Source organism: Nocardioides bizhenqiangii (genome assembly GCF_034661235.1).
Taxonomy (GTDB): Bacteria; Actinomycetota; Actinomycetes; order Propionibacteriales; family Nocardioidaceae; genus Nocardioides; species Nocardioides bizhenqiangii.
Genome location: NZ_CP141059.1, coordinates 1,191,107 through 1,216,286, shown reverse-complemented (window position 1 = coordinate 1,216,286; position 25,180 = coordinate 1,191,107). Strand labels below are relative to the sequence as shown.

Genomic DNA, 25,180 nt, shown 5'->3' with positions numbered 1-25,180 from the left:
TCTGCGACAGACAGCCGATCCCGGCTGGTTCGTCACCAGAAAGGCTCATCATGTCTGCCAAGACACCTGCCGCGGAGACCCAGAGCAGCCGCCGATGGCTTGCGCTCGGGCTCATCGCCGCCGCCCAGTTCATGGTCATCATGGACACCTCGATCATCGGGGTCGCACTGCCCGAGATGCAGGACGATCTCGGCTTCACCCCCCAGGACCTCAGCTGGGTCTTCAACGCCTACGTCGTCGCGTTCGGCGGCCTGTTGCTCCTCGGCGGCCGGCTCTCTGACCTGTTCGGTGCGCGGCGCATCTTCGCCACCGGATGGGCCGTCCTCGCCGCCGGTTCGCTGGTCGCAGGGTTCGCCAGCAACGTCACCGTCGAGCTGGTCGGCCGGGCCGTTCAGGGCGCCGGTTCGGCGCTCATCGCCCCCGCAGCACTTACGTTGCTCTTCACGATCTTCGGCGCCAACCCCAAGGAGCTGACCAAGGCGCTCGCCCTCTACGGCGCGGCCGCTCCCGCCGGCGGCACCGCAGGTGTCTTCCTCGGCGGTGTCCTGACGGAGTACGCCTCCTGGCCGTGGGTGTTCTTCATCAACGTCCCGCTCGCCGTCGTCGTACTGCTGCTGACCCCGTCCGTGATGCCTGCCGGCATGACCCAGCGCGGATCCCTCGATGTGGCCGGTGCGATCACCGTTACCGCCGGCCTCGCCGCCGTCGTGTTCGCCGTCGTCCGCGCCCCGGAGGAGGGCTGGACGTCGGGAACCACGCTGCTTGCCGGCATCGGCGGCCTGGCTCTGATCGCGGTGTTCGTGGCGCTGCAGGCGCGTCTGCGGCAGCCGCTGATGCGGCTGGGGATCTTCAAGGCGACCAACCTGGCCGCATCCAACGCAGCCCAGTTCTTCCTGGGCGCCGCCTGGATCCCGATGTTCTTCTTCGTGAACCTCTACCTGCAGCAGGTCCTCGGCCTCGGAGCGTTCGCCAGCGGCGCAGCTCTGCTGCCGCTGACCGTCACGATCATGGTCGGGATGATCGCGGTCGCCCCCCGTCTCATCGCACGGTTCGGGCCGAAGACGATGACCGTGACCGGTCTGGCCACCCTGGCCGTCGGCCTGGTCTGGCTGTCCTTCATCGACCCCGACGGCAGCTTCGCCGTCGACGTGCTGCCCGCAACCCTGGTCACTGCGGCCGGGATGGCGATGGCCTTCATCCCCTCCCTCGGCACGGCCCTGTCCTCGGCCGCGCCGGAGGAAGGCGGTCTCGCCGCAGGGATCGTCAACACCAACTACCAGGTCGGCTCGGCCCTCGGCCTGGCAGCCATGACCGCGGTCGCGACCGCGTTCGGTGCGGACCGCGTCGGAGACGTCGTCGAGCTCACCGACGGGTTCTCCGCCGGCCTCCTAGGCGCAGCCGGCATCGCCGCCCTCGGCGCCGTGGTCGCAGCCGCCTGGCTGCGGACACCGTCAGTCGCAGCAGAAGAGATCCCGCAGGACGAGCCCGCAGTCGCATAGACCCCGCCGCAGAACAACCCCACCGGCGCCCGCCGAGAGGGAACCAAACCAGAACGGAGAACGACCATGACCACGACCGATACCTACGACGTCATCGGAATGACCTGTGCCCACTGCGCCCACGCGGTGACCGCCGAGGTCAGCGCCCTCGAAGGGGTCTCCGACGTCCACGTCGACGTGACGACCGGCAAGGTGCAGGTCACCGCCGACCGCGCACTCCCCACCACCGACGTGCGACAGGCGGTCGAAGAGGCCGGGTACACGCTGGCCTGACCCCCGACCCGCGCTCCGGCGAAGCGCTACCCCACACCCTCGCCGGAGCGCGGCACCACTTTGCAGGGCATCCCGCCCGTCCATCACCGCGCCGCACCATGCCGACCCACGTCACAGCAGCCCGCACCGCACCAGCCCGAGAGCGAGACGACCATGAGCGTCCACCATCCCACCCGCCGGCACCCCGCCCCCGAGCCGGCCGCCGGTGAGGCGAAACCTCGCCACGGTGCCGGCGGCGCGATCGTCGCCTCCCTCGCCGCCGGCGCAGCCGGAGCGCTGGTCCTCGCCCTCGTCGTGTTCGCCGGCGGCACCGAGGCCACCATCACCGGCGCCCTGCTGCTCGGGTTCGGTTTCGGCTGGGCTCTGATGGCCGTCTGGAGCGTGCGCCGCACCGCACAGCCGCAGCGTTGGGCTGCGGTCCCCGCAGCAGCCATGACCGGCACAGGCGCCGCGCTGGTGATCCTCAACCCGGGCGATGAGACCCTCGCCGTTCTGACTTGGATCTGGCCGCCGCTCCTGTTGGCCCTCGCAGCCTGGACCTACCTCCAGGCGCGCCGCACGGTAGCCGGCAAGGCACGCTGGGTGCTCACTCCGGTCTTCGCAGCGCTGGTCCTGACCTCGATCGGCGCCACCTACGCCAACGTCGCGCTCACCCGCGAGGTCGATTACGCCGCCCCTGGCCACCTCTACGACGTTGGCGGTCACCGCCTCCACATCGACTGCCGCGGCCACGGGTCACCGACCGTCGTGCTCTCCAACGGCCTCGGCGAGATCTCCGCTTCCTGGGCCAGGATCACCGGCCCCGTCGCAGAGACGACCCGTGTCTGCGCCTACGACCGCGCCGGACAGGGCTGGAGCGGCAACGCCGCCGACCCCCTCGACGGCATCGAGTCCGCCGAGGACCTCCACACCCTCCTCGCGGAGGCCGGCGAGCGCGGCCCCTACGTCCTGGTCGGCCACTCCACCGGAGGCACCTACGCCCTGACCTACGCCGCCCGTTACCCCGACCAGGTCGCCGGCATGGTCCTGCTGGACAGCTCCAGCCCAGAGCAGTTCACCCGGATGCCCGCCTACCCCGGCCAGTACCAGCTGATGCGACGCGGCCTGGCGCTGATGCCCACATTCCGCCGCGTCGGCCTGGCCGAGCTGATCCCCTGGACCTCCCACCTGCCGGCGACCGACGCCGAGAAGGTCATCGCTCTGACCTCCACTACAAAGGCGGCCAGCAACCAGCGCGACGAGCTATCGGTCATCCGCGACGTCTTCACCCAGGCCCAAGCCCTCACCACGTTCGACGAACGGCCCCTGACCGTTCTCACCGCCTCCGAGAACGTCGGGACCGACGGTTGGGTCGGCGCCCAGGAACAGCTCGCCGCCCTGTCCGTCAATCACGTCCACCGCACCGTGGACTCCACCCACGCCGGTCTGCTCGAAGACGCCGGACCCGCAGCGGAGTCCGTGCGGGCCATAGAAGAGGTCATCGCCTCGGTACGCACCGGCACGCCGCTGGAGGGCCAGTGAGCTCGACAGCACACCGTTTGGACAGTGGCCAGACAGCCGACCCGCGGATCGTTCGCGACATCACCTCCTACCGACCCGAGGAGCCGGCATGACCACCACCGCCCCACTCCAGGCCACCGAGACTTGCACGCTCGACATCGGTGGCATGACGTGCGCTTCCTGCGTGCGCCGGGTCGAGAAGGCACTTGACAAGCTCGACGGAGTGACCGAGGCCCGCGTGAACCTCGCCACCGAGGTCGCCTCCATCACCTTCTCCCCGGAGCTGATCAAGCTCGAGGATCTCACCAAGGCCGTCACGAAGGCCGGCTACTCCGCGACCCCCCACCAACGCGGTGCCCCGCACGGCCCGGAGGACGGAGAGATCACCTCCGCGCCAGCGAGCACCGACGAGGATTCCCGGGACCGGGACCTGGCCCGCATGAAGACCAAGTGGCAGGTCGCCCTGGCCACCGGGCTCGGACTGATGGCGCTGATGTACGTCCCGCTCTACATCGACACCATGGACCTGCTGATGCCGGCGATCTTCGTGGTCGCGACCGTCGTCCAGGTCTGGGCCGGCAAGGACATCTACGCCTCGGCCTGGACCGCAGCCAAGCATCGCAGCACCAACATGACGACGCTGGTCGCACTCGGCACCGGAGTCGCGTGGGGTTACAGCACCTTCGTCACCCTGTGGCCCGGCCTCGCCGAAGGGTGGGGCATGCCACTGCACCTGTACTACGAGACGTCGCTGATCATCGTCGCCCTCGTCCTTGCCGGGAAGTGGATGGAGGGTCGCGCCAAGAAGCAGACCGCCGTCGCCGTCACCGCCCTGGTCGGGCTCGCACCAAAGACTGCCCGCGTCATCCGCGACGACGTCGAGGTCGACATCCCGGTCGACGAGGTCGCCGTCGGCGACATCGTCCGGATCCGTCCCGGCGAGAAGATCCCCGTCGACGGGGTGGTCGTCGCCGGCAACACCGCGATCGACGAGAGCATGCTCACCGGCGAAAGTCTCCCGGTCGACAAGACCGCCGGCGACGCCGTCATCGGCGCCACCATCAACACCACCGGGTCGGTCCAGATCCGGACGACCGCGGTCGGTGACGACACCGCGCTGGCCCAGATCATCCGCCTCGTCGAGGACGCCCAGGGCTCCAAGGTCCCCATGCAGCGTCTGGCCGACAAGGTCTCTTCGGTGTTCGTGCCCGCCGTCATCCTCGGCGCGTTCGCGACGTTCCTGCTCTGGGCCCTGTTCGGGCCGAACACCGAGAACCTCACGATGGCGATCACCACGACCATCGCGGTGCTGATCATCGCCTGCCCCTGCGCCCTCGGGCTGGCCACGCCGACCGCGGTCATGGTCGGTACCGGACGGGCGGCCGAGCTCGGGATCCTGATCTCCAACGGTGAGGCCCTCGAGCAGGCACGGCGACTCACCGCGATCGTGCTCGACAAGACCGGCACCATCACCCAGGGCAAGCCGGCCCTGACGGCGGTCATCACCGCGGATGGCTGGACCGAGGCCGAGGTTCTGCCTCTCGTCGCCGCAGCCGAGTCGGGCAGCGAGCACCCGGTCGCCCAGGCGATCGTCACTCACGCCCAGGACGGCGGGCTCACCCTCCCGGTTCTCGACGCGTTCGAGGCCATCCCCGGGCACGGGATCGACGCCCGCGTCGCCGGCCGGCATGTCCAGGTCGGCAACGCAGCGATGATGCTGCGTGCCGGCGCTGACGTGACTCCGCTGGAGACGGTCGCTCAGGAGGCGGCCTCGCGCGGTGAGACCCCGATGTACGTCGCCATCGGCGGCGATCTCGCTGCCGTGGTGGCGGTCGCCGACATCGTGAAGGCCGAGTCCGCCGAGGCGATCGCCCAACTCGAGGCGCTCGGGCTCGAGGTTTGGATGATCACCGGCGACAACGCCGCCACCGCTCAAGCCGTCGCAGCCCAGGTCGGGATTACCCACGTCATGGCTGACGTGCTGCCCGCCGACAAGGCCGCTGCCGTCGTGAGGCTCCAGGAGCAGGGTCACGTGGTCGCCATGGCCGGCGACGGCGTCAACGACGCCGGGGCGCTCGCCCAGGCCGACCTCGGGATCGCGATCGGGACCGGCGCCGACGTCGCCATCGCCGCCTCCGACATCACCCTCGTCGGCGGCGACCTGCGCGGCATCGTCTCTGCCATCGCGCTCTCCCGGCGGACGGTCACCACCATGAAGCAAGGACTGGCGTGGGCGTTCGGCTACAACGTCCTGCTCGTTCCGGTCGCGGCCGGCGCGCTCTACGCGTGGGACGGGCTGCTGCTCGACCCGGTGCTGGCGTCGGCTGCAATGGCGATGAGCTCGGTGAGCGTGCTGTCCAACGCGCTGCGGCTGCGGCGGTTCAAGCGACCCGCGTCGGTGGAGGAGATCCTGCACCCGCCGGTCCGGACCAGGGCCGCGCAATACGCCTACCTCACCGGGGTCGCGGTCGTCGCGCTCGCGATAGGCGGCACGCTCACTGCGGTCAGCCGGATGGACTTCGCCGAGCGCGGGATGAACGGCCAGCTCGCGTGGATGCAGAGCACCGGCATGCCGATGCGACCGGCGATGAGCGAGATGATGACCGCCGAGATTCCGGCGACCGAGGCGCACGACGTCGGACTCGACGTGCAGCTCGACGTCCCCGACACCACCCGTGCCGGCGTACCGACCCGGGTCACTGCCACGGTTGTGGACGCAGAGTCCGGTGAGCCGGTCTCCGACCTGAACCGCAGCCACGAGGCCTGGATGCACCTGATCGCCACCCGGGAGGACCTGGGCACCTTCGCCCACGTGCACCCGGAGCCGACGGGAGATCCCGGTGAGCTGGCAGTCGACATCACCTTCCCCACCGGCGGCGCCTACATCGTCAACACAGAGTTCCGGCAGCGCGGTGAGATGAACGACGTGCACCAACGCCAGCTGGTCACCGTCACCGGCACCGCGCCGGAGCCGGTCAAGCTCGCCGCCGGACCCCGCACGACGGTCGTCGACGGCGTCGAGGTCCAGCTGGAAGGAGAGGCGGTCGTCGGTGAGCGCAGCGACCTCCACTTCGCGTTCACCGACGCCGGCACGGGCGAACCGATCGACGACCTGCAGCCGTTCCTCGCAGCGGCCGGGCACGTCGTGGTGATGCGCGCCGACGGCGCCACCTTCGCCCACGAACACGCGGAAGTCGAGGACGAGGACGGCAGACCGGTCTTCGCCACGCCGGGCCAGGACTTCGGACCCGAGCTCGACGTGCACACCGAGTTCGACGCCCCGGGCGTCTACCAGATGTGGGGGCAGTTCCGCCTCGCCGACGGCGACGTCCTCACCGTGCCGTTCACCGTCGAAGCATCCTGACCGACCCCCCACCCCCTGGCGGCCGCCGGTCCGTACCCCGCGGACCGGCGGCCGTCGTTCTCAAGCCCGAGGAGACGAGATGACCGATTTCGACGTGCTGGTGGTAGGCGCCGGTCAGGCCGGGTTGGCCACCGGTCACGCGCTGCGCGGCACCGGCCTGCGGCACCTGCTGTTGGACGCGGCTGACGACGCGGGCGGTTCGTGGCCGCACTACTACGACTCGCTGACCCTGTTCAGCCCGGCGCGCTTCAGCAGCCTCCCCGGCCTGCCCTTCGAGGGTGACTCCGGCCGGTACCCGGCCGGATCCGAAGTGGCCGCCTACCTGCGCTCGTACGCCGAGCACTTCGCCATCCCGATCCGCTCCGCTTCACGAGTTGCCTCGGTCCGCACTGCTCCTGGCAGCCACTTCGAAGTCGACCTCCTTGATGGCCAGACTCTTCGAGCCCGGAGCGTGGTCGCAGCCACAGGGGGGTTCGGCAACCCGTACGTGCCGCGAGTGCCCGGGCTCGAGCAGTACGGCGGCCGAGCCATGCACGTCGCGGCATACCGACGCCCCGACGGGTTCGCCGGCCAGCGGGTCGTCGTCGTAGGCGCAGGCAACTCCGCGGTTCAGGTGGCCTACGAGCTCGCTCACGTCGCAGACGTGACGCTCGCGACGAGGAACCCTGTCAGCTTGCGTCGTCAGCAGCCTCTCGGGGTCGACTTGCACTACTGGGTCGCCTGGTCCGGTGTTGATCGCCTGCCGCTCGGCCGCCGTGCCGGAGGCGCGGTCGGCGTGCTCGACCAAGGCCGTTACGCCGCAGCGATCGCTGCCGGGCGCCCCGACCGTCGCGAGATGTTCCGGGCGTTCACCGGTGCGGGCGTGCAGTGGACCGACGGCCCGACCGAGGACGTGGACGCCGTGATCTTCGCCACCGGCTACCAGCCCGACCTCGGATACCTGCCACCCGAAGCCTTCGCCGGCGACGGATGGCCGGCACATCGCCGGGGTGTCAGCACAACCAGCCCGGGCCTGGGGTTCGTCGGCGTCCCGGGCCAGACCGGGCTCGCCTCCGCGACCCTGCGAGGAGTGGGCCCAGACGCGCGGCGAGTCGTGCGCCACCTCTGCCAACACCTCGCGACCCGAGCTGCTGTCGGACCCGTGCCTGAGCCCGTCGCGACACTGGTTGCCTCAGGCCGACCCCAGGCGCCATGAGCGAGGTCGAAGCGACGTCGACCGCGCTTGATACGACGGCCCTGCTCGACCGGCTCGGCGGCTGGCAGGGGATCGTCGACGGTGCCGTCCCGCCACTGGTTTTCGTAGCCGCGAATGCCCTGGCTGGGCTCCTCGGCTACGACGAGCAGGCCTTGCTGAGTGCCGCGGCAACAGCCGGAACCTCCGCGCTCGCGCTCGGCGTCGCACGGCTCGCATTGGGACAGCCGCTCGCCGGCGTGCTCCGCGGACTCGTCGGGCTACTCCTCGCCGTCGGTTTAGCCCTGTGGACCGGCCGCGCCCGCGACTTCTTCCTCCCCGGCATGGTGGTCGACGGCATCTACGCCGCCGTCCTGACGGTCTCGGTGCTCCTCGGGCGGCCTGCGGTCGGCTGCGCCTACGCGGCTCTGTTCGGTGCCCGGGCGTGGCGTCACGACCGGCATCTCCAGAGAGTCTTCGCAACCGCGACCCTGGGCTGGGCGCTGGTCTACGGCCTGCGGTTCTCGGTCCAGTGGCTGTTCTACCGCAACGACGAGCCCGAGCTCCTCGCGCTGGCCAAGGTGGGCCTCGGTTGGCCGGTGACCGCGGCAGCGACGATCCTCACGGTCCGAGCTGTGCGGACCGCTTCGTAAATTCGGTGAGGCGCGTGGCCCGCGCGGCGTAGCACGCCGGCCCCCTTGCCGAACCCCGTGTTGGTGCGGTAAGCGCTCTTCGGATCGCCTGAATCGTCGACCCGCGTTGGGGGAGGATGGACGGGATCAAGGACGGAGGGCCGGCCATGCCCGAGGTGCGGTTCCGGTTACTGGGGCCGATGGAGATCCTGGTCCACCAGGTTCCGTCGAAGCTTCCCGGTGCCGCCGAACGTGCTCTTCTGGTGCAGCTGCTGCTGGCGCCGGGTCGGACGATTCCCGCCACCATGCTGGTCGACCGGCTGTGGTCGGAGTCCGCGCTCCCGGTCGACCCGATGAACGCTCTGCAGATCCGGGTCTCCAAACTGCGGCGCGCGTTGAAAGCGATGGGGATCGAGGACCTTGTCACCCGTGACGGGGTCGGCTACCGAGCCGACGTGGACCCCTCGCAGGTCGACGCGCTCGACTTCGAATACCAGATCCGAACCGCGCGCGCCGTGGCCGCGGAAGCCGCCGCGGGAGACGGCTATCACCAGGGCCATCTGCAGGCCTACGACGACGCCTTGGCCCTTTGGCGCGGAGATCCGCTCAGCGACTTCGTCACCGAACAGTGGGCCACCGTGGAGGCGTCGCGGCTCACTGAGCTCCGGTTCGCTGCGATCACCGAACGCGCCCAGGTCGCCCTGGCGCTCGGCCGGCACCTGGAGGTCGTTGCCGACCTGGAGACGCAGGTCGCACGAGAACCGACGATGGAGTCGCTCGCCGGACTGCTGATGGTGGCGCTGTACCGCAGCGGACGACAGGCCGATGCGCTCGCGGTCTACACCCGGACCCGCGACGAGCTCGACGAGACCCTCGGATTGGAACCCTCGGTCTCCCTGCGGTCGCTACACGAGCGGGTCCTGCGCCAGGACGAGTCCCTCGGTGCCCAGCCCGCGATGCCGGCGACGATGCCGTCCCCGTCGATCCGCAGCACCGGGGACGGGCAGCCCACGGCGCCGACGAACCTGCCCACCGTCGTCCGCCCGCTCATCGGCCGCGACACCCAGCTCGAATCGCTCACCGGCCTGCTCAGCGAGGTTCGACTGCTCTCGCTCATCGGCCCCGGCGGAGCAGGCAAGACATCGCTCGCCCTCGCCGTCGTCGCCGCCACCTCACGCGACTACCCCGACGGGGCGTTCGGTGTGCGGCTCGCTAGCGTCGACAGCGGCGACCAGGTGCCGCTCGCAGTCGCCGATGCGCTCGGCGTCCCGCTCGACGGGTCCGCGGCAGTCGGGGACGTGCGCGAGCGGCTCGTCTCCTACTTGTCGAAGCGGCGCATGTTGTTGCTGGTCGACAACTGTGAGCATGTCGTTGACACAGCTGCTGCTTTGATCGACAACATCCTCAGTCGCTCCCCGCACATCACCGTCATCGCCACCAGCCGCGAAGCTCTCGCCGTTCCCGACGAGGTGCAGGTGACCGTCGGCCCGCTCGAGACCCCTCCGGAGAGCGTCGCGCCCAGCCGCGTGCTGGACTACCCGGCCGCCCAGTTGTTCGCCGAACGCGCCCGCGCCGTGCGGCCAGGGCTGGTCTTCGACAGCGGCGACCTGCAGGCCCTCGGCCGGATCAGCCGCGCCCTGGACGGCATTCCGCTCGCGTTGGAGCTCGCCGCCGCACGAGTCGGATCGATGTCGCCGACCGAAATCGCTACTCGGCTCGCAGACCGGTTCACCCTGCTCACCTCAGGGACTCGCACCGCAGAGGCACGCCAGCAGACGTTGCGCGCGACCGTCGACTGGAGCTATCTGCTCCTCAGCGACGTCGAGCGGACGGTGTTCAACCGGCTTTCGGTCTTCCAGGGCGGTTGGACGCTCACGTCTGCAGAAGCCGTGGTCGGTGATGCGGCGTTGCCGGCCGGGGAGGTCCTCGACACCATCGGCCGGCTGGTCGAACGCTCGATGATTGCGGCCGAACCGGGACCCACCACCAGGTACCGAATGCTGGAGACGCTGCGCCACTACGCGACCGAGCAGCTGGCTGCATCCGGGGAGGTCGAGGAGCTGGCCGAGCGCCATGCGCGTTACTTCCGAGGAGTCGCCGAACAGGCAGAGATCGACCTTCGCGGTCACGGACAACGTGAGACCCTCCGGCTGCTTCGCGAGGAGCAACCCAACATACGGGCAGCGATCTCGTGGCTGTCGCGACCCGGAGGGGACATCGACTCTGCCCTCGTGACAGCTGGGTCGCTCGGCATGTTCTGGCACCTGGGTCGACACCTGGAGGGGCGCGAGGTCCTCGGACGGCTCGTCACAGACGGCGCGGGTTCGCCCGCCGCGCGCGCCCGAGCGCTACAGGCCGTCTCCATCGTGGAACGCCCTAGAGGCTGCCTGGTGCACCCGCATCCACGCTGCGCCGAAGCCGCGGAGGAGAGCCTCGCGATCTTCGAAGATCTCGGTGACTCCTGGCACGCGGCGCTGTCGAAGGTTCTGCTCGCAGTCGAGGGCGTCACCGGCGCCCATCGGGAGCGTTCAGAGACTCTTCTGCGCGAAGCTGAGGAGCAGTTCGCGCGCGATGGCGACCCGTGGGGTCCCGCAGTGGTCGGCTTCGTTCGTCTTGAGACAGCGATGAAGGCCGGCGATGTGGACGCCGCGGTGCACACCGGCAGGGCGACCGCGGCGTCGTTCCGCCAGCTCGACGACCCGTGGGGCCTCTCCGCGACGCTTTACCACCTCGGTTGGGGACTGCGGCAGTTCGGCCGGTTCGAGGAGGGCGCGCGTGTCCTGGAGGAGGCGATCGACGTCGGCGCATCGGCTGGCCTGTGGAACACCGTGCAGTGGGCACTGGCCGACCTTGCGGTCGAGAAGGTGCACATCGGCGAACTCCAGGCGGCGCGGGACCTGCTCGACCGCGCTGCGGCCGCCTCTCAGGAGATCGGCGACGGTGCGGGAGAGGTACTTGCCGGGTACGGCTACGGCCTGCTCGCGGAGGCGGCCGACGACTGGGCCTCAGCCCGCCGCTACTACGAGGAAGCGGTGACTCGATTCGAACGGCTGGGCACCCTGGTGATGGTCGGCGTCGCGCTGGCCGGGCTGGGACGGTGCGATGAAGCACAGGGCGAGGTCGACTCGGCTGCGGCGCACTACCAGGACGCCCTTGCCTTGGGGCGCCGGCTCGGCGAACCGAGCGTGACCGCCGCAGCCATCGAAGGCCTGTCGCGGCTGGCACGCGACCGCCAAGATGTCCAGGAGGCCGACCGGTTGTTGCACGAGGCGAGAGAGATCAGGAGCCGTTACCACCGACCGGCGCCGCCCCATGAGCGACGCGAGTTCCTGACCTGACCGCGTCAGTCCTGCGTACGGATGGTGTTGCGCTGGAACCAGCGCCGGTCGCGCCTGCCCTTTCCGCGCGGGCCCGGTGGTCGGTGGCGGGGTTGGTAGGCGCCTGCCGAGACCAGGTACTCGTTCAACTGCGTGCTGCTCATGGTGACTCCAGGTGGGTACAGGGTGCGGGCCGCCGGTCGCGGCACCCGTTGATGGGTGGGCCTAGCCGGCGTGGGAGAGGGGGACCAGGCGGGAGTGAGACACGCTCGCCGCGCCGCAGCGGCGGCAGTGGCCGGGCCTGGCGGACTCGAGCGTCTGTCCGCACCAGCAGACCGGCGGCGCGTCGTCTCGGCGCGCCCGCCTGTGGGTGGTGCTGGTTGTGTTCGTGGTGATCGAGTGCATCGGTCTCACCGCCTCCGGGTCGTGGTGTCTTGGGATGTCACGACCTTCAGCCATCGGGCTTGCTCCGGACTGTCCGACCGCTGTCCGCGGCAGACAGCCCGTAGGAGCTAGCAGCGTCCGACGGCCGAGTAGGCCGCACGACGTCGGGACTACGCGGGAGGAGTGTGAACTGGAGCGGCGGCGAGCTCGGGAGCCAACATCTCGTCAATCTCGTCAATCTCGTCGATCTCGGCCTGCTGGCCGGCGATGATTGCTTCGGCGAGGCCGATCGCCGCGGGGTACTCGCCGTCGCCCGCTCGGTGGGGCCCTCTCGATCGCACCTTCGTGCTGGACGATGATCATCTCCCAGCCAGGCTGACCATCCGTCACTGGCTCAGGCGGCAGAACGAGGTTCAGCCTGCTCGCCCGCCCGACTCCTGACGGTCTTTCTCGCAGCAGCCGCTTGAGACCCTGGATGGCGTGGTCGGACTGGGTGATGTTGTGTCGTCTCAGATAGACCCAGTCCAGCAGTCGAGCCCCCACGTTGGTGGCCCGGTAGGTCATCGTTCGCACCACGCTGGTGCCGTCCGCGGCGGGTGTGAGCACGGGTGCTGGGCGGCATCGTCGCCGGCCAGCGAGTCCGGTCGATCGGCATTCGGCCTGTGACGGCTGTTGCCGAGAGCGGCAGTGACGCTCCTCGTGTCGTCGCGGCTTGAACGGGCGATGCCTCAGACGCCGGGCGGTGTGACGTAGGCCATCCGTGAGATTCCAACTATCGCGGCACGGGTGGCGTCCTACGAGTACCAATTCCTGAAAGGCAGAAATCATCATGCGATCCACCACCGCGACGCGCTCCCTCATCCTGGGCGGCGTCCTCGCCGGCGCACTTGCACTCGGCGCCGTGCAGGCCTCCGGAGACGACGGCCCGGGCGCCGAGCAGAAGGCCAGCTCGAGCTCGAGCTCCGCGCAGGCTGCAGTAGACAAGGACCAGTCGAAAGCCTCGACCGTCAGTGAGCGGGGGATCGTCCTCGAGGGCACAGGGACGTGGCGCGGCCAGCCCGTGGCGGTCTTCGTCTACGAGAATCGGAAGTACGGAAACTCGCTGCAGATGGTGATCGGCGATCCCGACGGCAAGCACGCGATCGGCGCCGGTGAGGGCCGCGACCCGTACGTCATCGACGGCGTCCTCAACGTCGGGCTCGAGGTGGACGGCGACCTGGCGGTCGTCAAGGGCAGTGTCACCGAGAGCGGCGACCCGAGGCCGGCCACCGAGTCGGCCCCCGACGGGGAACTGAACACGACCACCGGCACGCACACGCCGCTTCTCGTCCAGGCCACCTTCGAGTACCGCGGCGAGACCGTTGACCTGAGCTTCTCGAAGAGCTTCGAGTACGACCTCGAGTCCACCCGCGGCGTGAGCTAGTTGTAGTTCCTCGACAGGTTGTGGGCAGGTAGGCGTAGACGAATAGCGAGGACCTCCAGTACGGAGGGGTTACCACACCAACCCGCCTACTGGAGGTCCTCGTGACTCACGCTAACGCGCCTTTGACACCACTCGGTCGTGAGCGGCTCGCCATGTTGATCGTCGACAAGTGCTGGCCGATACCGCCGCTCAGCGACCTACCCGGACTGGCTCCACTTCTACAATCACCACCGACCCCACACCGGCATCGGAGACCTCGTCCCCGCCGACCGCGTTCACGAGCTCCCCGCGAACTACACCTAGCTCAGGTGAAGTCCAGGTCGCCGGTCCGGCTGCGCTTGAGCTCGTAGAAGTAGGGGAACGACGCGACGGCGACGCACCCGTCCCAGAGGCGACCGGCATCCTCGCCGCGCGGGATCCTCGACAGGACCGGACCGAAGAATGCCGACCCGTTGACGGCGATCGTGGGCGTGCCGACGTCGTCGCCGACCTGGTCCATCCCCTCGTGGTGCGACTTCCTCACCGCGTGGTCGTACGACGCGTCGTCGAACGCCTGGGCGAGGTCGGTGTCGAGGCCGGCATCTGCGAGCGCCTCGGCCACCAGGCCACGACCCTGGTCGGGCTCCTCGTGGAGACTGCGGCCCTCCCGGTGGATCCGGTTGCCCAGCGCGGTGTAGAGGGGAAGCAGTGCTTCGCTGCCATGCCGCTCCTCGGCGGCGACGAGGACCCGGACCGGGCCCCAGCCCGGCGCGAGCAGCTCGCGATAGCTGTCGGGGATGTCCTTGCCCTCGTTGAGGTAAGCCAGGCTCATCACGTGCCAGTCGACGTCGACGTCGCGCACCTGCTCCACCTCGAGCATCCAGCGGGACGTGATCCATGCGAACGGGCACATCGGGTCGAACCAGACGTCCGCGCGATGGCGGACCTTCTCCGAGAGGCTCATACCGGGTCCAACAAAGCGGACCGTAGTCCGCATTCCCGGCGGAGTCAGCGCAGGACGCGCACCGTGGTCGACGACTTCGCGGGACGGATCGGTCCGCTGCCGGCGTACCACGCCCGGACCAACCGGTCACCCGGCTCGACGCCGCCGACGACCAGCCTCGCCCGACCGTCCACGAGGGTGGCCGTCGCCACCTGCCCGCCGACCTTCACCGTGACCTGTCCGGGGACGGTGACGTCGGGGACGGTGAGCTGCACCGTCACCACCGCCTTCCGCGACCGGCCGACGGCGCTCAGGGTCATCGTCGGCTTGGCACTCACCGCGCGCGCGACCGCGACGGTCTCGACCAGGTCGGCGTAGTTGCGGCGCGAGCGGGTGATCTGCGCCGCCATCGTCGTGCCGAGGTCCACGCTCGAGAGGGTGTACGTCGCCGCGGTCGCGCCGGCGACCGGCACCCCGTCGCGCAACCACTGGTAGGCAACGGTCGCATCTGTCGGCTGGACTGCGCCGGGCTGAGCGGTCAGCACCTGGCCGATCCGGGCTCGCCCGGAGACGGTGGACGGTGTGCTCGCGACGATCTCCCCGATGACGACCGGCCCGACAGGAGCCGAGCGGACCGGGGAATTCCTGTAGCCCTCGCGGCGGCCGTGGGTGGCCACCACGATGGTCTTGCCGAGCAGGTCGCGGGTGAGCGTGAGGGTGCGACCGGTCGCGCCGGCGATGAGGACGCCGTCGGCCTTCCACCGGTAGAGAGTGTCCCGCGAGGGCGGCGACCAGGTCGCCGGGTTCGCCGTCAGCACCTCGTCAACGGTCGGGTCGCCGGTGATGGTGGGTGGCGCGAGGACGGTGAACACTCCGCGCGCGACCGGCGCCGTCGGGGCGGCGGTGGCGGTCGCGGGCGAGTAGCCGGATCGCCGGGCGGTCACGGCGGCGGTGATCCGCTTGCCCCTCTCCGCGGCGGTCGGCGTGAACGTCTGGTCGGTCGCGCCGGCGACGGCCACGCCGTCGGCGTACCACTGCCAGGAGATGGTGAGGTCGCGCTTCGGCGACCAGCCACCGCGGGACACGCGCAGCTCAGAGCCGACCTGCGGAGTGCCGGTGATCGCGGGCGCCGCGACGTTCTGGACGGCCTTGTCGACGAAGTGGATGAAGCCGGTCGGCCACCGGCCGCTGTCGCGGGTGATCGTGCGCCAGTGGAAGTCGCCGCTCCAGGAGTCCTCGCTGATGACGATCTCGTCGGCGGAGACCACCCGCTCGACGTATGCCACGTGGCCGCTCGAACCGATGCCGTTGTCGTAGCGGTCCCACCACGCCACCGCGCCGACGCTCGGCCGGTTGTCGGTGATGTGGGACATCGCGTGGCCCCAGTTGTAGGCCATGCCCGAGCCGTCCCACGGCCGCTCGGTCGACATCCCGGCCTTGATCATCCGGTAGGCCGCGTAGTTGGTGCAGTTGTGGCCGCTGTACATCCGCCAGTACATCCGGCTGTTGACCGCGCCGTAGCCGGCGTCGGAGTAGCCGGCGTTGCGACAGCCCGCGTAGCCGGTGCAGAGGTACGTCGACCCGGAAGCCCGGGTGGTCTCGGGGCTCTCGGCCGGTGCCGAGCGACCGCCCTGCTGCTGCACCCCCGCGACCACGAGGAGGGTCGCCACGAGCGTGCTCGTGAGCAGCGCGGTTCCCCCGCGCCAGAGCGTTCGTCCGAGGCGCATAGAGGACACTCTGGGTCACTTCCGCCCCAGAAAGCAACAAAACACCCGAAAAACCCACCCGTCACAGGCGTGTCGCGCTTGACATTCGGGAGTTACACCGTTGTGGTTCGCGTTTCTTCGGCTCCTCCATTGTGACGCGGGTCGCATCCCCGATGTCTGACAATCCGGGTACCGGTGCGAGGATGTCGCGCATGCCCGGTAGCAACCTCACGCGCGACGAGGCCACCGCCCGTGCCGCGCTGATCGACGTCACGTCGTACACCGTCGACCTCGACCTCACCAAGGCAGAGGAGAGCGGCATCCAGACCTTCGGGTCGACCTCCACGATCGCGTTCACGTGTCGCGAGCCTGGAGCGGAGACCTGGGTCGACCTGGTGGACGCCACCGTCCACGAGATCGTCCTCAACGGCAGTCCGATCGACCGCGCGTCCTACGTCGACAGCCGGATCCCGCTGACCGGTCTGCAGGCGAACAACACCCTGGTGGTGCGCGCCGACTGCGCCTACTCGCACACCGGCGAGGGCCTCCACCACTTCGTCGACCCCGCCGACGGCAAGGTCTACCTCTACTCCCAGTTCGAGGTGCCGGACGCCCGCCGCGTGTTCGCCTGCTTCGAGCAGCCCGACCTCAAGTCGGTCTTCAACTTCAACGTGACCGCTCCGGCGCACTGGAAGGTCGTCTCCAACGCCCCGACGCCGGAGCCGGTCCCGGCCGAGGTCTCGGCCGGCTCGACCACCGACGTGGCGCTCTGGAGCTTCCCGACCACCAAGCGGATGTCCACCTACATCACCGCTGTCGTCGCCGGCGAGTACTACGAGCTCCAGGACACCTACGAGGGCAAGTACGGCGTCATCCCCCTCGGTCACTACTCGCGCCAGTCGCTCAAGGCCGAGCTCGAACGCGACCGCGAGGAGATCGTGCTCCTCACCAAGCAGGGCTTCGAGTTCTTCGAAGAGGCGTTCGGCTCGCAGTACCCGTTCGAGAAGTACGACCAGCTCTACGTGCCGGAGTACAACATGGGCGCGATGGAGAACGCCGGCTGCGTGACCCTGCGCGACGAGTACATCCCGCGCTCGCGGCAGTCCCGCTCGTTCTACGAGTTCCGCGCCTCGGTCATCCTTCACGAGATGGCGCACATGTGGTTCGGCAACCTGGTGACGATGCGCTGGTGGGACGACCTCTGGCTCAACGAGTCCTTCGCCGAGTGGGCGTGCTACCACGCCGAGGCCGAGGCGACGTCGTACACCGACGCCTGGACCGGCTTCGCCAACATGCGCAAGCAGCGCGGCTACCGCGCCGACCAGCTCCCGACCACGCACCCGATCGCCACCGACATGGTCGACCTGCACGCGGTCGAGGTGAACTTCGACATGATCACCTACGCCAAGGGCGCGGCGGTGCTCAAGCAGCTGGTCGCGTGGGTCGGTCTGGAGCCCTTCCTGGAGGGCCTGCGGGAGTACTTCCGCGACCACGCCTACGACAACACCGAGTTCATCGACCTGCTGACCGCGCTCGAGAAGGCTTCGGGTCGCGAGCTCTCAGGCTGGGCCCAGGAATGGCTGCAGACCGCGGGCGTCAACACGATCAGCCCGGTCTTCGAGCTCGCCGACCCTTCGACAGGCTCAGGGACCGCCACCTATTCCTCGTTTGCTGTGAAACAGACCGCGACCGACGAGCAGCCCACGCTGCGCCGCCACCGGATCGGCGTCGGCATCTACAACAACGCTGCCGACGGCAGGCTCGTTCGTGACGAGTACGTCGAGGTCGACGTCGTGGGTGAGGTCACCGAGATCCCCGAGCTCGTCGGCAAGGCCCAGCCCGACCTGCTGCTGCTCAACGACGGCGACCTGACCTTCGCGAAGGTGCGCCTCGACGAGCGCTCGCTGGCCACGGCCGTCGCGAGCCTCGGCGCCTGCGACGACTCCCTCACCCGCGCCCTGATCTGGAGCGCGGCGTGGGACATGACCCGCGACGCCGAGCTGTCCGCGACCGACTTCGTGGAGCTGGTCCTGCGCAACATCGGCGCCGAGACCGACTCGTGGGGTCTCACTGCGTTCCCGGGGTTCGCCGCCCAGGCCGTCGTCCAGTACGCCGCCCCCGCCCACAAGGCCGCCCTGCGCGACCGCTGGGAGCGCGGCCTGCGCGAGCTGCTCGAGAACGCGAAGCCCGGCACCGACCACCAGCTGACCTTCGCCCGCTCCTACGCCGGCGCCGCCCACAGCGACCAGGCCGTTGCCGACCTCGAGGGCCTCCTCGACGGATCGCTGACGTTCGACGGGCTCACCGTCGACCAGGACCTGCGGTGGACCCTGCTCAACAACCTGGCCCGGCTCGGCCGCGCAGACGACGCGCGGATCGACGCGGAGCTGGCCGACGACAACACCATCTCCGGCAAGGAGCACGCCGCCGCTGCCCGGGCCGCGGTGCCGACGGCCGAGGCCAAGGAGCGTGCCTGGGAGCTGGCCATGGTCGACGGCTCGGTCCCCAACGAGACCGCGAAGCAGGTCGTGCTCTCCTTCATGCGCGACGGCCAGCAGGACCTGCTCGCGCCGTACGTCGACCGCTACCTCGCCGACGCCCCGCTCGCCTGGGAGCGGCTCGGCGCCCACCGGGCGGCGATCTCGCTCGAGTACATCTTCCCGCGGGTGCTGGCGTCCGAGGAGGCCCTCGCCAAGGTCGACGCCTGGCTGGCGTCCGAGGCCGACGGCGTCAACCCGGGTGCGATCCGGTTCGTCCGGGAGGGCCGGTCCGACATGGCTCGCGCCCTCGCCGCCCAGAAGAAGGACGCCGCCTCGGTCGTCGAGTAGCCCGAGCCGCTAGGCGAGGGCGTATCGAGACGTCGCACCCATGCCCACTCACCGTGGTGCGGTCGACTCACCGCGTCTCGATACGTCGCTCGCTGCGCTCGCTCCTACTCGACGACCGTCACGACCGTGCGTGTTCGGCGAGCAGCCGGATGCCACGCGTCAGACCGCCCGCGAGGTCGCCGTCGGCGAACGAGCGGGTCATCTCCTCGATCGCGAGCGCGGCCTCCGCGTCGGTGAGCTTGCGGCGGACTTCCCCGCCGGTGATGACCTCGACCGCACGCCGCGTGGGGTCGACCATCACCAGGATGCTGCGCGACGGCAGCACGAGCGTGTTGTGCAGGCTGGTCGCGAACCGGTGCGGGTCGTCACCCTCGATCGGACCGACGAAGACCGAGATCTCGGCGCGGCACTGCTGCTCGGCCGCCCGGATGGTCGCGTCGAGCGCGGCCTGCTGAGCGCTGGAGAGGGACCCGACAGCCACCGTGGGTTACCAGCGACCGCCGGCGCCGCCGGCTTTGGAGTCCTCGGTGTCGGGCGCGGCGAGCTCGCCTGCCGACTTGCGCGGCCCTCCGAGCCACTGGCTCTCCAGCTGCTCCCCACCCGGCCTGACCGACTCGCCGCGCGCGAGCGGCGGGCCGTAGATCAGCGCCACGACGGCGAGGAAGACCAGCAGCGGGATCCCGCCCAGGATCAGCAGCATCTGGACGAAGTCGATGGACGGTTCTTCCGGCCAGCCCTCCGGGGTGTCGGCCGACGCAGGAGCAGCAGTGGCGAGGATCGTGGCCACGGCGAGCCCCGCGGGAGCGGCGGCGGCGAGAAGTCGTCGTACGGCGGTGCTGGTCACGGTCGTGAGGATATCGGCTCCGGTCCCGGCCCCGACAGTGGTGCCAGTTCGGACCCGCGCGGCGTCTTTGCCACACTCAGGGGATGCCGACCCTCTCCCCAGCTGCCCCCTTGGCCGCCGAGCCCTGCGCCGATGGCGAGCAGGTCTGCGACCTCGTCTACGACTGGAGCGGAAGCGAGCGCTTCGCTGACTGGGCCGACGTGCTGATCGGGACCCCGTTGGCGATCCTCGGCCTGATCCTGCTCGGGCTGGTCCTGCGGTGGGTGCTGCACCGGATCGTCCAGCGGATCGCCCGCCGGGCCGAGAAGGGCGTGCTGCCCGAGCGGCTCGACGCCGCCGCGGTCGCGCGCCGGGCGCAACGCGCAGAGACGGTGGCCGGCATCTTCCAGAGCGTGATCACGATCATCGTGATCGCGGTGGTCACCACGATGATCCTGAGCGAGGTCGGGGTCAACATCGCCCCGATCATCGCCAGCGCCGGCATCATCGGCATCGCGCTCGGCTTCGGCGCTCAGTCGCTGGTCCGCGACTTCCTCTCGGGCCTGTTCATCTTCATCGAGGACCAGTACGGCGTCGGAGACGTCGTCGACCTCGGCGAGGCGATCGGCTCCGTCGAGGCGGTGACCCTGCGGATGACCCGGCTCCGCGACGTCAACGGCACGGTGTGGTTCGTGCCCAACGGCCAGATCCTGCGGGTCGGCAACCAGAGCAAGAACTGGTCGCGCGCCGTGGTCGACGTCGGCGTCGGGTACGGCGAGGACCTGGCCCGGGTCCAGCGGGTGCTCCGCGAGGTCGCGCACGACATGTGGGAGGACGAGGACTACAAGGGCGTCATCATCGAGGAGCCCGAGGTGACCGGCGTCGAGATGCTGGCCGCCGACTCGGTCACCATCCGGGTCCTGGTGAAGACCGCTCCGCTGCAGCAGTGGGGCGTCGCCCGCACGCTCCGCCAGCGGATCAAGGCCCGGTTCGACCACGAGGGGATCGAGATCCCGTTCGCCCAACGAGTCGTCTGGCACCGCGACGACCGGCGCGCGGCGGGCGAGCAGGGTGGCCCCGACAACGGCGCCGCCACCGACGCGGGATGATGGACGCGTGACGGAAGCGCAGACGTTCTACGAGGAGATCGGCGGGTTCGAGACCTTTCGTCGGATCGTCGCGAAGTTCTACGAGGGCGTGGCCGGCGACGACGTCCTCCGGCCACTCTATCCCGAGGAGGACCTCGGCCCGGCCGAGGAGCGTTTCCTCCTCTTCCTGGTGCAGTACTGGGGCGGGCCGACGACGTACTCGGAGCGCCGCGGCCATCCGCGGTTGCGGATGCGGCATGCCCCGTTCCCCGTGGACATGGAGGCTCGCGACCGCTGGCTCACCCACTTCCGCGCAGCCCTCGATTCGGTCGAGCTGACTCCCGAGCAGGACGCCCAGTTCTGGGCCTACGTGACGCACGCGGCGACGTTCATGGTCAACACCCCCGGCTGACCGCGACTCTGCCGACCGTCCGACTGGTCCAGACCACTTCCAGGTAATTACGGGAAGTGGTAACACTTTGCCCCGCTCGCGACAGGTACTTGATGCAAGCCGAGTTCGAGCGGAAGAGACGACGATGACGCGAAGGTCCCATCCACGGCTCCGGGTCGCCCCACCGACCCTGGAACCGGGACCTGTGCTGCTCCACCAGCTGGCGGAGCTCAGCGCCACCTCGTCACCCGCCGTTCGGACCGCTCGGTACGCCGCCGTTCGTGCGTGCGCCGGTGCGGCGATCATCGCCGTCATCGGTGCGACGACCTGGGTAGCGGGAGCCTCGCCCGGATCCGACCTCAGGGCCGGACCGGCGGAGCGACCGACCCAGGTGACGACCGGTGTTCCGAGTGCTGGAGACGACGTCGAGGCCCCACGACCCGACGTCGGATCCTCCACGCCTGGCAGCCCATGGTCCCCAGGGCTGCCAGGCACGGAGGCTTCCGTGCTGACCACGGCGGCGCCGCCCCCGGACATCCGGCCCCGGCAGCCGAAGGGGAGCAAGTCGTCCGCTGACCGCCCGGGCAGGGCCAAGGACAAGGACCACGTCGAGCACGCCGGCACGAGCGACGGCAACGGCAACGGCAACGGACATGCCTTGGGTCACGACAAGTCGCGGCACAGCGGCGAGGAGTCGAAGGACAAGGGTCGGGGTCGGGGCCACGGCAACGGTCACGACAAGGTCGAGCAGTACGGTGCGGTCGAGCACCACGCCGTAGGCGAGCACCATGGCAAGAGCAAGCACCATGCCGTAGGCAAGCACCACGGCAAGGGCAAGCACCAGGCCAAGGGCAAGCACCACGGCAAGGGCAAGGGCCACGCCAAGCAGGCACCCGGAAGGGGTCGCCGCTGACCGAGCGCGACGACAGCTCTTGCCCTCGACCGGGTGGCAGCAGTGCGCGCGATCGGGACGCGCACAGCGCATCCGGTTGTTGCACAATGGAACGGGTGCGTGCACGTCTGGCCGCGCCGCGGCCAGCACGAAGCGCGCGGGGATATGGGAGCTGAGCACGCTCGGTGAGGTCCGACGACGACCTGGTCGCCGCGGCCAAAAGCGGTGACCCTGAAGCCTGGCGTGAGCTCTACCGAGCTCACGCCGGGCGCTTGGTCCTGTGGTTGGAGACACGCACGTCGGGTCTCGACGAGAGCGCGGACGACCTGGCCGCCGAGGCGTGGCTGGTCGCGGCCCAGAAGATCGCCGACTTCCACGGCACCTCGTCGGAGTTCGCCGGCTGGCTGTTCGGCATCGCCCGCAACCACGCGGCCAACTCCCGGAGGCGCACCGGCCGGCGTCACGCCGCGAACGCGACGATCCCCACGGACGACCACAGCGTGCCGGGACCGGAGTCGGCGTACGCCGGAGCCGAATGGGTGCGGGAGGCGCTTCAGGGCCTCCCCGACCGCGAGCGGGACGTCGTGACCTGCCTCGAGGTGCTCGGTCTCGACATCGCCGCGACGGCCGAGGCGCTCGGCATCAGCGCGGTCGCCGTGCGAGTGGCGCGGCACCGGGGCCTCAAGAAGCTCCGCGGCGCGCTGCCTCCCCCTTCTCAGGCCAGTGCGGAGCGCAACCGCGCCTGGTAGTCGGCCGGCGGCTCGGTCGGCCGCTGCGTCTCGGGGTCGAAGAACACCAGCACGACCCGGGCCCGGGCGAGCGCCCGGTCGCCGTCGGCGATCTCCGACTCGATGACCAGGGACGTCCGCCCGACGTGCGCGACCTGCGTCCAGCAGTCGTAAGCGTCGGCACGGAGCGTGATCGGCGCGAGGTAGTCGACATCGGTTCGGGCGACGACGACCTCGAGCGTCCGCGCACGTGACACACCGCGCCCCAGCTCCATGAACAACCGGATCCGCGCCTCCTGGAAGTACTCGAAGTACACGACGTTGTTCACGTGCCGATAGACGTCGACGTCGCTGAAGCGCACCTGGACCGGGTAGCGACGGGCGCGGACCCGGTCGACGACCAGCGGTGCCGGACGCTCGCGCTGCACGGGCTCGAGGTAGGGCTCGAGCGCCGCTCGCTCCTCCGCGCTCAGCCGGCGCGGGCTCTCCGTGTCGAAGCGGAACGGCGCCAGCACCGTGCTGGCCTCGAGGTAGACGACCCGAGCGCCGTCCTCGTCCTCGTGGAAGACCTCGTAGGCGAGCGTGAAGGATCCGGCCCGCAGCTGGGTCACCCAGCACTCGATGAGGACCGGTCGCTCGCCGAAGAGCAGGGGTGCCCGGTAGGTCACCTCGTGCCGGATGACGATGATGGCGTCGACCAGCGACTCGGTCGCCTCGGCCGGTCCCGACCACCGGTGGGCGCGCAGCAGGTCCACCCGCGCCTCCTGCAGGTAGTCGACGTAGCGCACGTTGTTGACGTGCCCGAGCAGGTCGAGGTCGGCCCAACGGATCGGGCAGGCATAGCGGTGCCGCACGCTCAGCATCGTTGCACGCGCCCGCCGTACGGGCCGGCCGGGTGCCGACGGCCGGTCGCTGCTGTGGCGTCCGACACCACTGCAACGTGTTCCAGTCCGGCCCCACTAGTCTGGGCTGGTTCCGTCCACGCTCATCGAGGAGTGCCCCATGCCCGAGGCCGTCATCGTTTCTGCCGCCCGTACGCCGATCGGGCGGGCCAACAAGGGTTCGCTGAAGGACTTCCGCCCTGACGACCTCTCCGCCCTCATCATCAAGGCGGCGCTCGACAAGATCCCCGCACTCGACCCCAACGAGGTCGAGGACCTCTACCTCGGCTGCGGGCTGCCCGGCGGCGAGGCCGGGAACAACATGGCGCGGATCGTGACCACGCTGCTCGGCTACGAGATCCCCGGCGCCACGATCACCCGGTACTGCTCCTCCTCGGTGCAGACCTCGCGGATGGCGTTCCACGCGATCAAGGCCGGCGAGGGTGACGTCTTCATCTCGGCCGGTGTCGAGACCGTCTCGCGGTTCCAGTTCGGTACGTCGGACCACATCCCCAACACCAGGAACCCGCTCTTCGCCGATGCCCAGCAGCGCACGGAAAGAATGGCCCAGGGCGGCTCCGCTGATTCTGGCGACTGGCACGACCCGCGCGAGGACGGGCAGCTCCCCGACGTCTACATCGCGATGGGACAGACGGCTGAGAACGTCGCCCGGATGCGGGGCCTGGACCGCAAGGAGCTCGACGAGTTCGGGGTCCGGTCGCAGAACCTGGCCGAGAAGGCGATCGCCGACGGTTTCTGGGAGCGGGAGATCACGCCGGTGACGCTCTCCGACGGGACTGTCGTCTCCAAGGACGACGGCCCCCGGGCGGGCGTCACCTATGAGGCGATCTCGCAGCTGGAACCGGTCTTCCGCCCGGACGGGGTGGTCACCGCCGGCAACTGCTGCCCGCTCAACGACGGCGCCGCCGCCGTCGTCATCATGTCGGACACGAAGGCCAAGGAGCTCGGCGTGACCCCGCTGGCCCGGATCGTCTCCACCGGCGTCAGCGGCCTCTCCCCCGAGATCATGGGCCTCGGCCCGGTCGAGGCCACGAAGAAGGCGCTCGCCAATGCGAACATGACCATCGGCGACATCGACCTGGTCGAGATCAACGAGGCGTTCGCGGCGCAGGTGGTGCCGTCGTACCAGGACCTCGGCATCGACCTCGACCGGCTCAACGTCAACGGCGGCGCGATCGCGGTCGGGCACCCGTTCGGCATGACCGGTGCCCGGCTGCAGAACACGATGCTGAACTCGCTCGACTGGCACGACAAGACCACCGGCCTCATCACGATGTGCGTCGGCGGCGGCCAGGGCATGGCGATGATCGTCGAGCGGCTCAGCTGAACCCCCGGCA

20 protein-coding genes and 1 pseudogene are annotated in these 25,180 nt (G+C 69.8%); 15 read left to right on the top strand and 6 right to left on the bottom strand.

The window, feature by feature from the left end; translation table 11 throughout:
* Positions 1-50 precede the first annotated feature (50 nt).
* From SHK19_RS06000 to SHK19_RS05970, 7 genes are all read left to right on the top strand, one after another.
* Positions 51-1,499 carry an MFS transporter gene (locus tag SHK19_RS06000; RefSeq protein WP_322458424.1) on the top strand — a complete coding sequence of 483 codons (1,449 nt, stop codon included), beginning with the start codon at positions 51-53 and terminating at the stop codon, positions 1,497-1,499.
* 66 nt (positions 1,500-1,565) lie between these two features.
* Positions 1,566-1,772 (top strand): heavy-metal-associated domain-containing protein, encoded by a 207-nt coding sequence (locus SHK19_RS05995; RefSeq protein ID WP_322458425.1) that lies wholly within the window; start codon positions 1,566-1,568, stop codon positions 1,770-1,772.
* 153 nt (positions 1,773-1,925) lie between these two features.
* Positions 1,926-3,293: an alpha/beta fold hydrolase gene (locus SHK19_RS05990; protein ID WP_322938112.1), complete on the top strand. Its 1,368-nt coding sequence runs from the start codon at positions 1,926-1,928 to the stop codon at positions 3,291-3,293.
* 88 nt (positions 3,294-3,381) lie between these two features.
* The gene (locus tag SHK19_RS05985) at positions 3,382-6,636 is read left to right on the top strand and encodes a heavy metal translocating P-type ATPase (RefSeq protein ID WP_322938111.1); all 3,255 of its coding nucleotides are present in this window, start codon (positions 3,382-3,384) and stop codon (positions 6,634-6,636) included.
* Between the two features lie 79 nt (positions 6,637-6,715).
* Positions 6,716-7,831, top strand: coding sequence for a flavin-containing monooxygenase (locus tag SHK19_RS05980; protein WP_322938110.1), 1,116 nt, complete (start codon positions 6,716-6,718; stop codon positions 7,829-7,831).
* A complete protein-coding gene (locus SHK19_RS05975) occupies positions 7,828-8,460 on the top strand; it encodes a DUF3159 domain-containing protein (RefSeq protein ID WP_322938109.1) in 633 nt (210 codons plus the stop codon). Before SHK19_RS05980 ends, SHK19_RS05975 begins: the two co-directional genes overlap by 4 nt.
* A 146-nt stretch (positions 8,461-8,606) precedes the next feature.
* Positions 8,607-11,777, top strand: a complete 3,171-nt coding sequence (locus SHK19_RS05970) for an AfsR/SARP family transcriptional regulator (RefSeq protein WP_322938108.1) — start codon at positions 8,607-8,609, stop codon at positions 11,775-11,777.
* A 5-nt stretch (positions 11,778-11,782) separates the two neighbouring features.
* On the opposite strand, the gene SHK19_RS05965 is transcribed toward SHK19_RS05970, so the two are convergent.
* Positions 11,783-11,920: a hypothetical protein gene (locus SHK19_RS05965; protein ID WP_322938107.1), complete on the bottom strand. Its 138-nt coding sequence runs from the start codon at positions 11,918-11,920 to the stop codon at positions 11,783-11,785.
* Between the two features lie 1,049 nt (positions 11,921-12,969).
* Between SHK19_RS05965 and SHK19_RS05960 the strand changes: the two genes are divergently transcribed.
* The gene (locus SHK19_RS05960; RefSeq protein ID WP_322938106.1) at positions 12,970-13,563 is read left to right on the top strand and encodes a hypothetical protein; all 594 of its coding nucleotides are present in this window, start codon (positions 12,970-12,972) and stop codon (positions 13,561-13,563) included.
* A 186-nt stretch (positions 13,564-13,749) separates the two neighbouring features.
* Positions 13,750-13,866: pseudogene (locus SHK19_RS05955) on the top strand (IS481 family transposase); the annotation flags it as partial.
* A 1-nt stretch (position 13,867) separates the two neighbouring features.
* Here SHK19_RS05955 and SHK19_RS05950 read toward each other — a convergent pair.
* Complete coding sequence (locus SHK19_RS05950; protein ID WP_322938105.1) at positions 13,868-14,506, bottom strand: mycothiol-dependent nitroreductase Rv2466c family protein; 639 nt, start codon at positions 14,504-14,506, stop codon at positions 13,868-13,870.
* A gap of 44 nt (positions 14,507-14,550) precedes the next feature.
* The gene (locus SHK19_RS05945) at positions 14,551-16,212 is read right to left on the bottom strand and encodes a CHAP domain-containing protein (RefSeq protein WP_322938104.1); all 1,662 of its coding nucleotides are present in this window, start codon (positions 16,210-16,212) and stop codon (positions 14,551-14,553) included.
* A gap of 191 nt (positions 16,213-16,403) precedes the next feature.
* Between SHK19_RS05945 and pepN the strand changes: the two genes are divergently transcribed.
* Positions 16,404-19,019, top strand: a complete 2,616-nt coding sequence (gene pepN / locus SHK19_RS05940; RefSeq protein WP_322938103.1) for an aminopeptidase N — start codon at positions 16,404-16,406, stop codon at positions 19,017-19,019.
* A gap of 118 nt (positions 19,020-19,137) precedes the next feature.
* Here the strand turns inward: pepN and SHK19_RS05935 are convergent, their stop codons facing one another.
* Together SHK19_RS05935 and SHK19_RS05930 are read right to left on the bottom strand one after the other, a co-directional pair.
* Positions 19,138-19,500 carry a DUF5130 family protein gene (locus tag SHK19_RS05935; protein WP_322458434.1) on the bottom strand — a complete coding sequence of 121 codons (363 nt, stop codon included), beginning with the start codon at positions 19,498-19,500 and terminating at the stop codon, positions 19,138-19,140.
* A gap of 6 nt (positions 19,501-19,506) precedes the next feature.
* The gene (locus SHK19_RS05930; protein ID WP_322458435.1) at positions 19,507-19,863 is read right to left on the bottom strand and encodes a hypothetical protein; all 357 of its coding nucleotides are present in this window, start codon (positions 19,861-19,863) and stop codon (positions 19,507-19,509) included.
* 83 nt (positions 19,864-19,946) lie between these two features.
* On the opposite strand from SHK19_RS05930, the gene SHK19_RS05925 reads away from it, so the two are divergent.
* The 4 genes from SHK19_RS05925 to SHK19_RS05910 all read left to right on the top strand — a co-directional run bounded on the left by SHK19_RS05925 (position 19,947) and on the right by SHK19_RS05910 (position 22,962).
* The gene (locus tag SHK19_RS05925) at positions 19,947-20,951 is read left to right on the top strand and encodes a mechanosensitive ion channel family protein (RefSeq protein ID WP_322938102.1); all 1,005 of its coding nucleotides are present in this window, start codon (positions 19,947-19,949) and stop codon (positions 20,949-20,951) included.
* A 7-nt stretch (positions 20,952-20,958) separates the two neighbouring features.
* The gene (locus SHK19_RS05920) at positions 20,959-21,342 is read left to right on the top strand and encodes a globin (RefSeq protein WP_322458437.1); all 384 of its coding nucleotides are present in this window, start codon (positions 20,959-20,961) and stop codon (positions 21,340-21,342) included.
* 484 nt (positions 21,343-21,826) lie between these two features.
* A complete protein-coding gene (locus SHK19_RS05915; protein WP_322938101.1) occupies positions 21,827-22,234 on the top strand; it encodes a hypothetical protein in 408 nt (135 codons plus the stop codon).
* 164 nt (positions 22,235-22,398) lie between these two features.
* Positions 22,399-22,962 carry an RNA polymerase sigma factor gene (locus tag SHK19_RS05910; RefSeq protein WP_322458439.1) on the top strand — a complete coding sequence of 188 codons (564 nt, stop codon included), beginning with the start codon at positions 22,399-22,401 and terminating at the stop codon, positions 22,960-22,962.
* Here SHK19_RS05910 and SHK19_RS05905 read toward each other — a convergent pair.
* Positions 22,929-23,795, bottom strand: coding sequence for an acyl-CoA thioesterase (locus SHK19_RS05905; RefSeq protein ID WP_322458440.1), 867 nt, complete (start codon positions 23,793-23,795; stop codon positions 22,929-22,931). The genes SHK19_RS05910 and SHK19_RS05905 overlap by 34 nt on opposite strands.
* Before the next feature lie 148 nt (positions 23,796-23,943).
* On the opposite strand from SHK19_RS05905, the gene SHK19_RS05900 reads away from it, so the two are divergent.
* Positions 23,944-25,170, top strand: coding sequence for an acetyl-CoA C-acetyltransferase (locus SHK19_RS05900; RefSeq protein WP_322458441.1), 1,227 nt, complete (start codon positions 23,944-23,946; stop codon positions 25,168-25,170).
* Positions 25,171-25,180 lie beyond the last annotated feature (10 nt).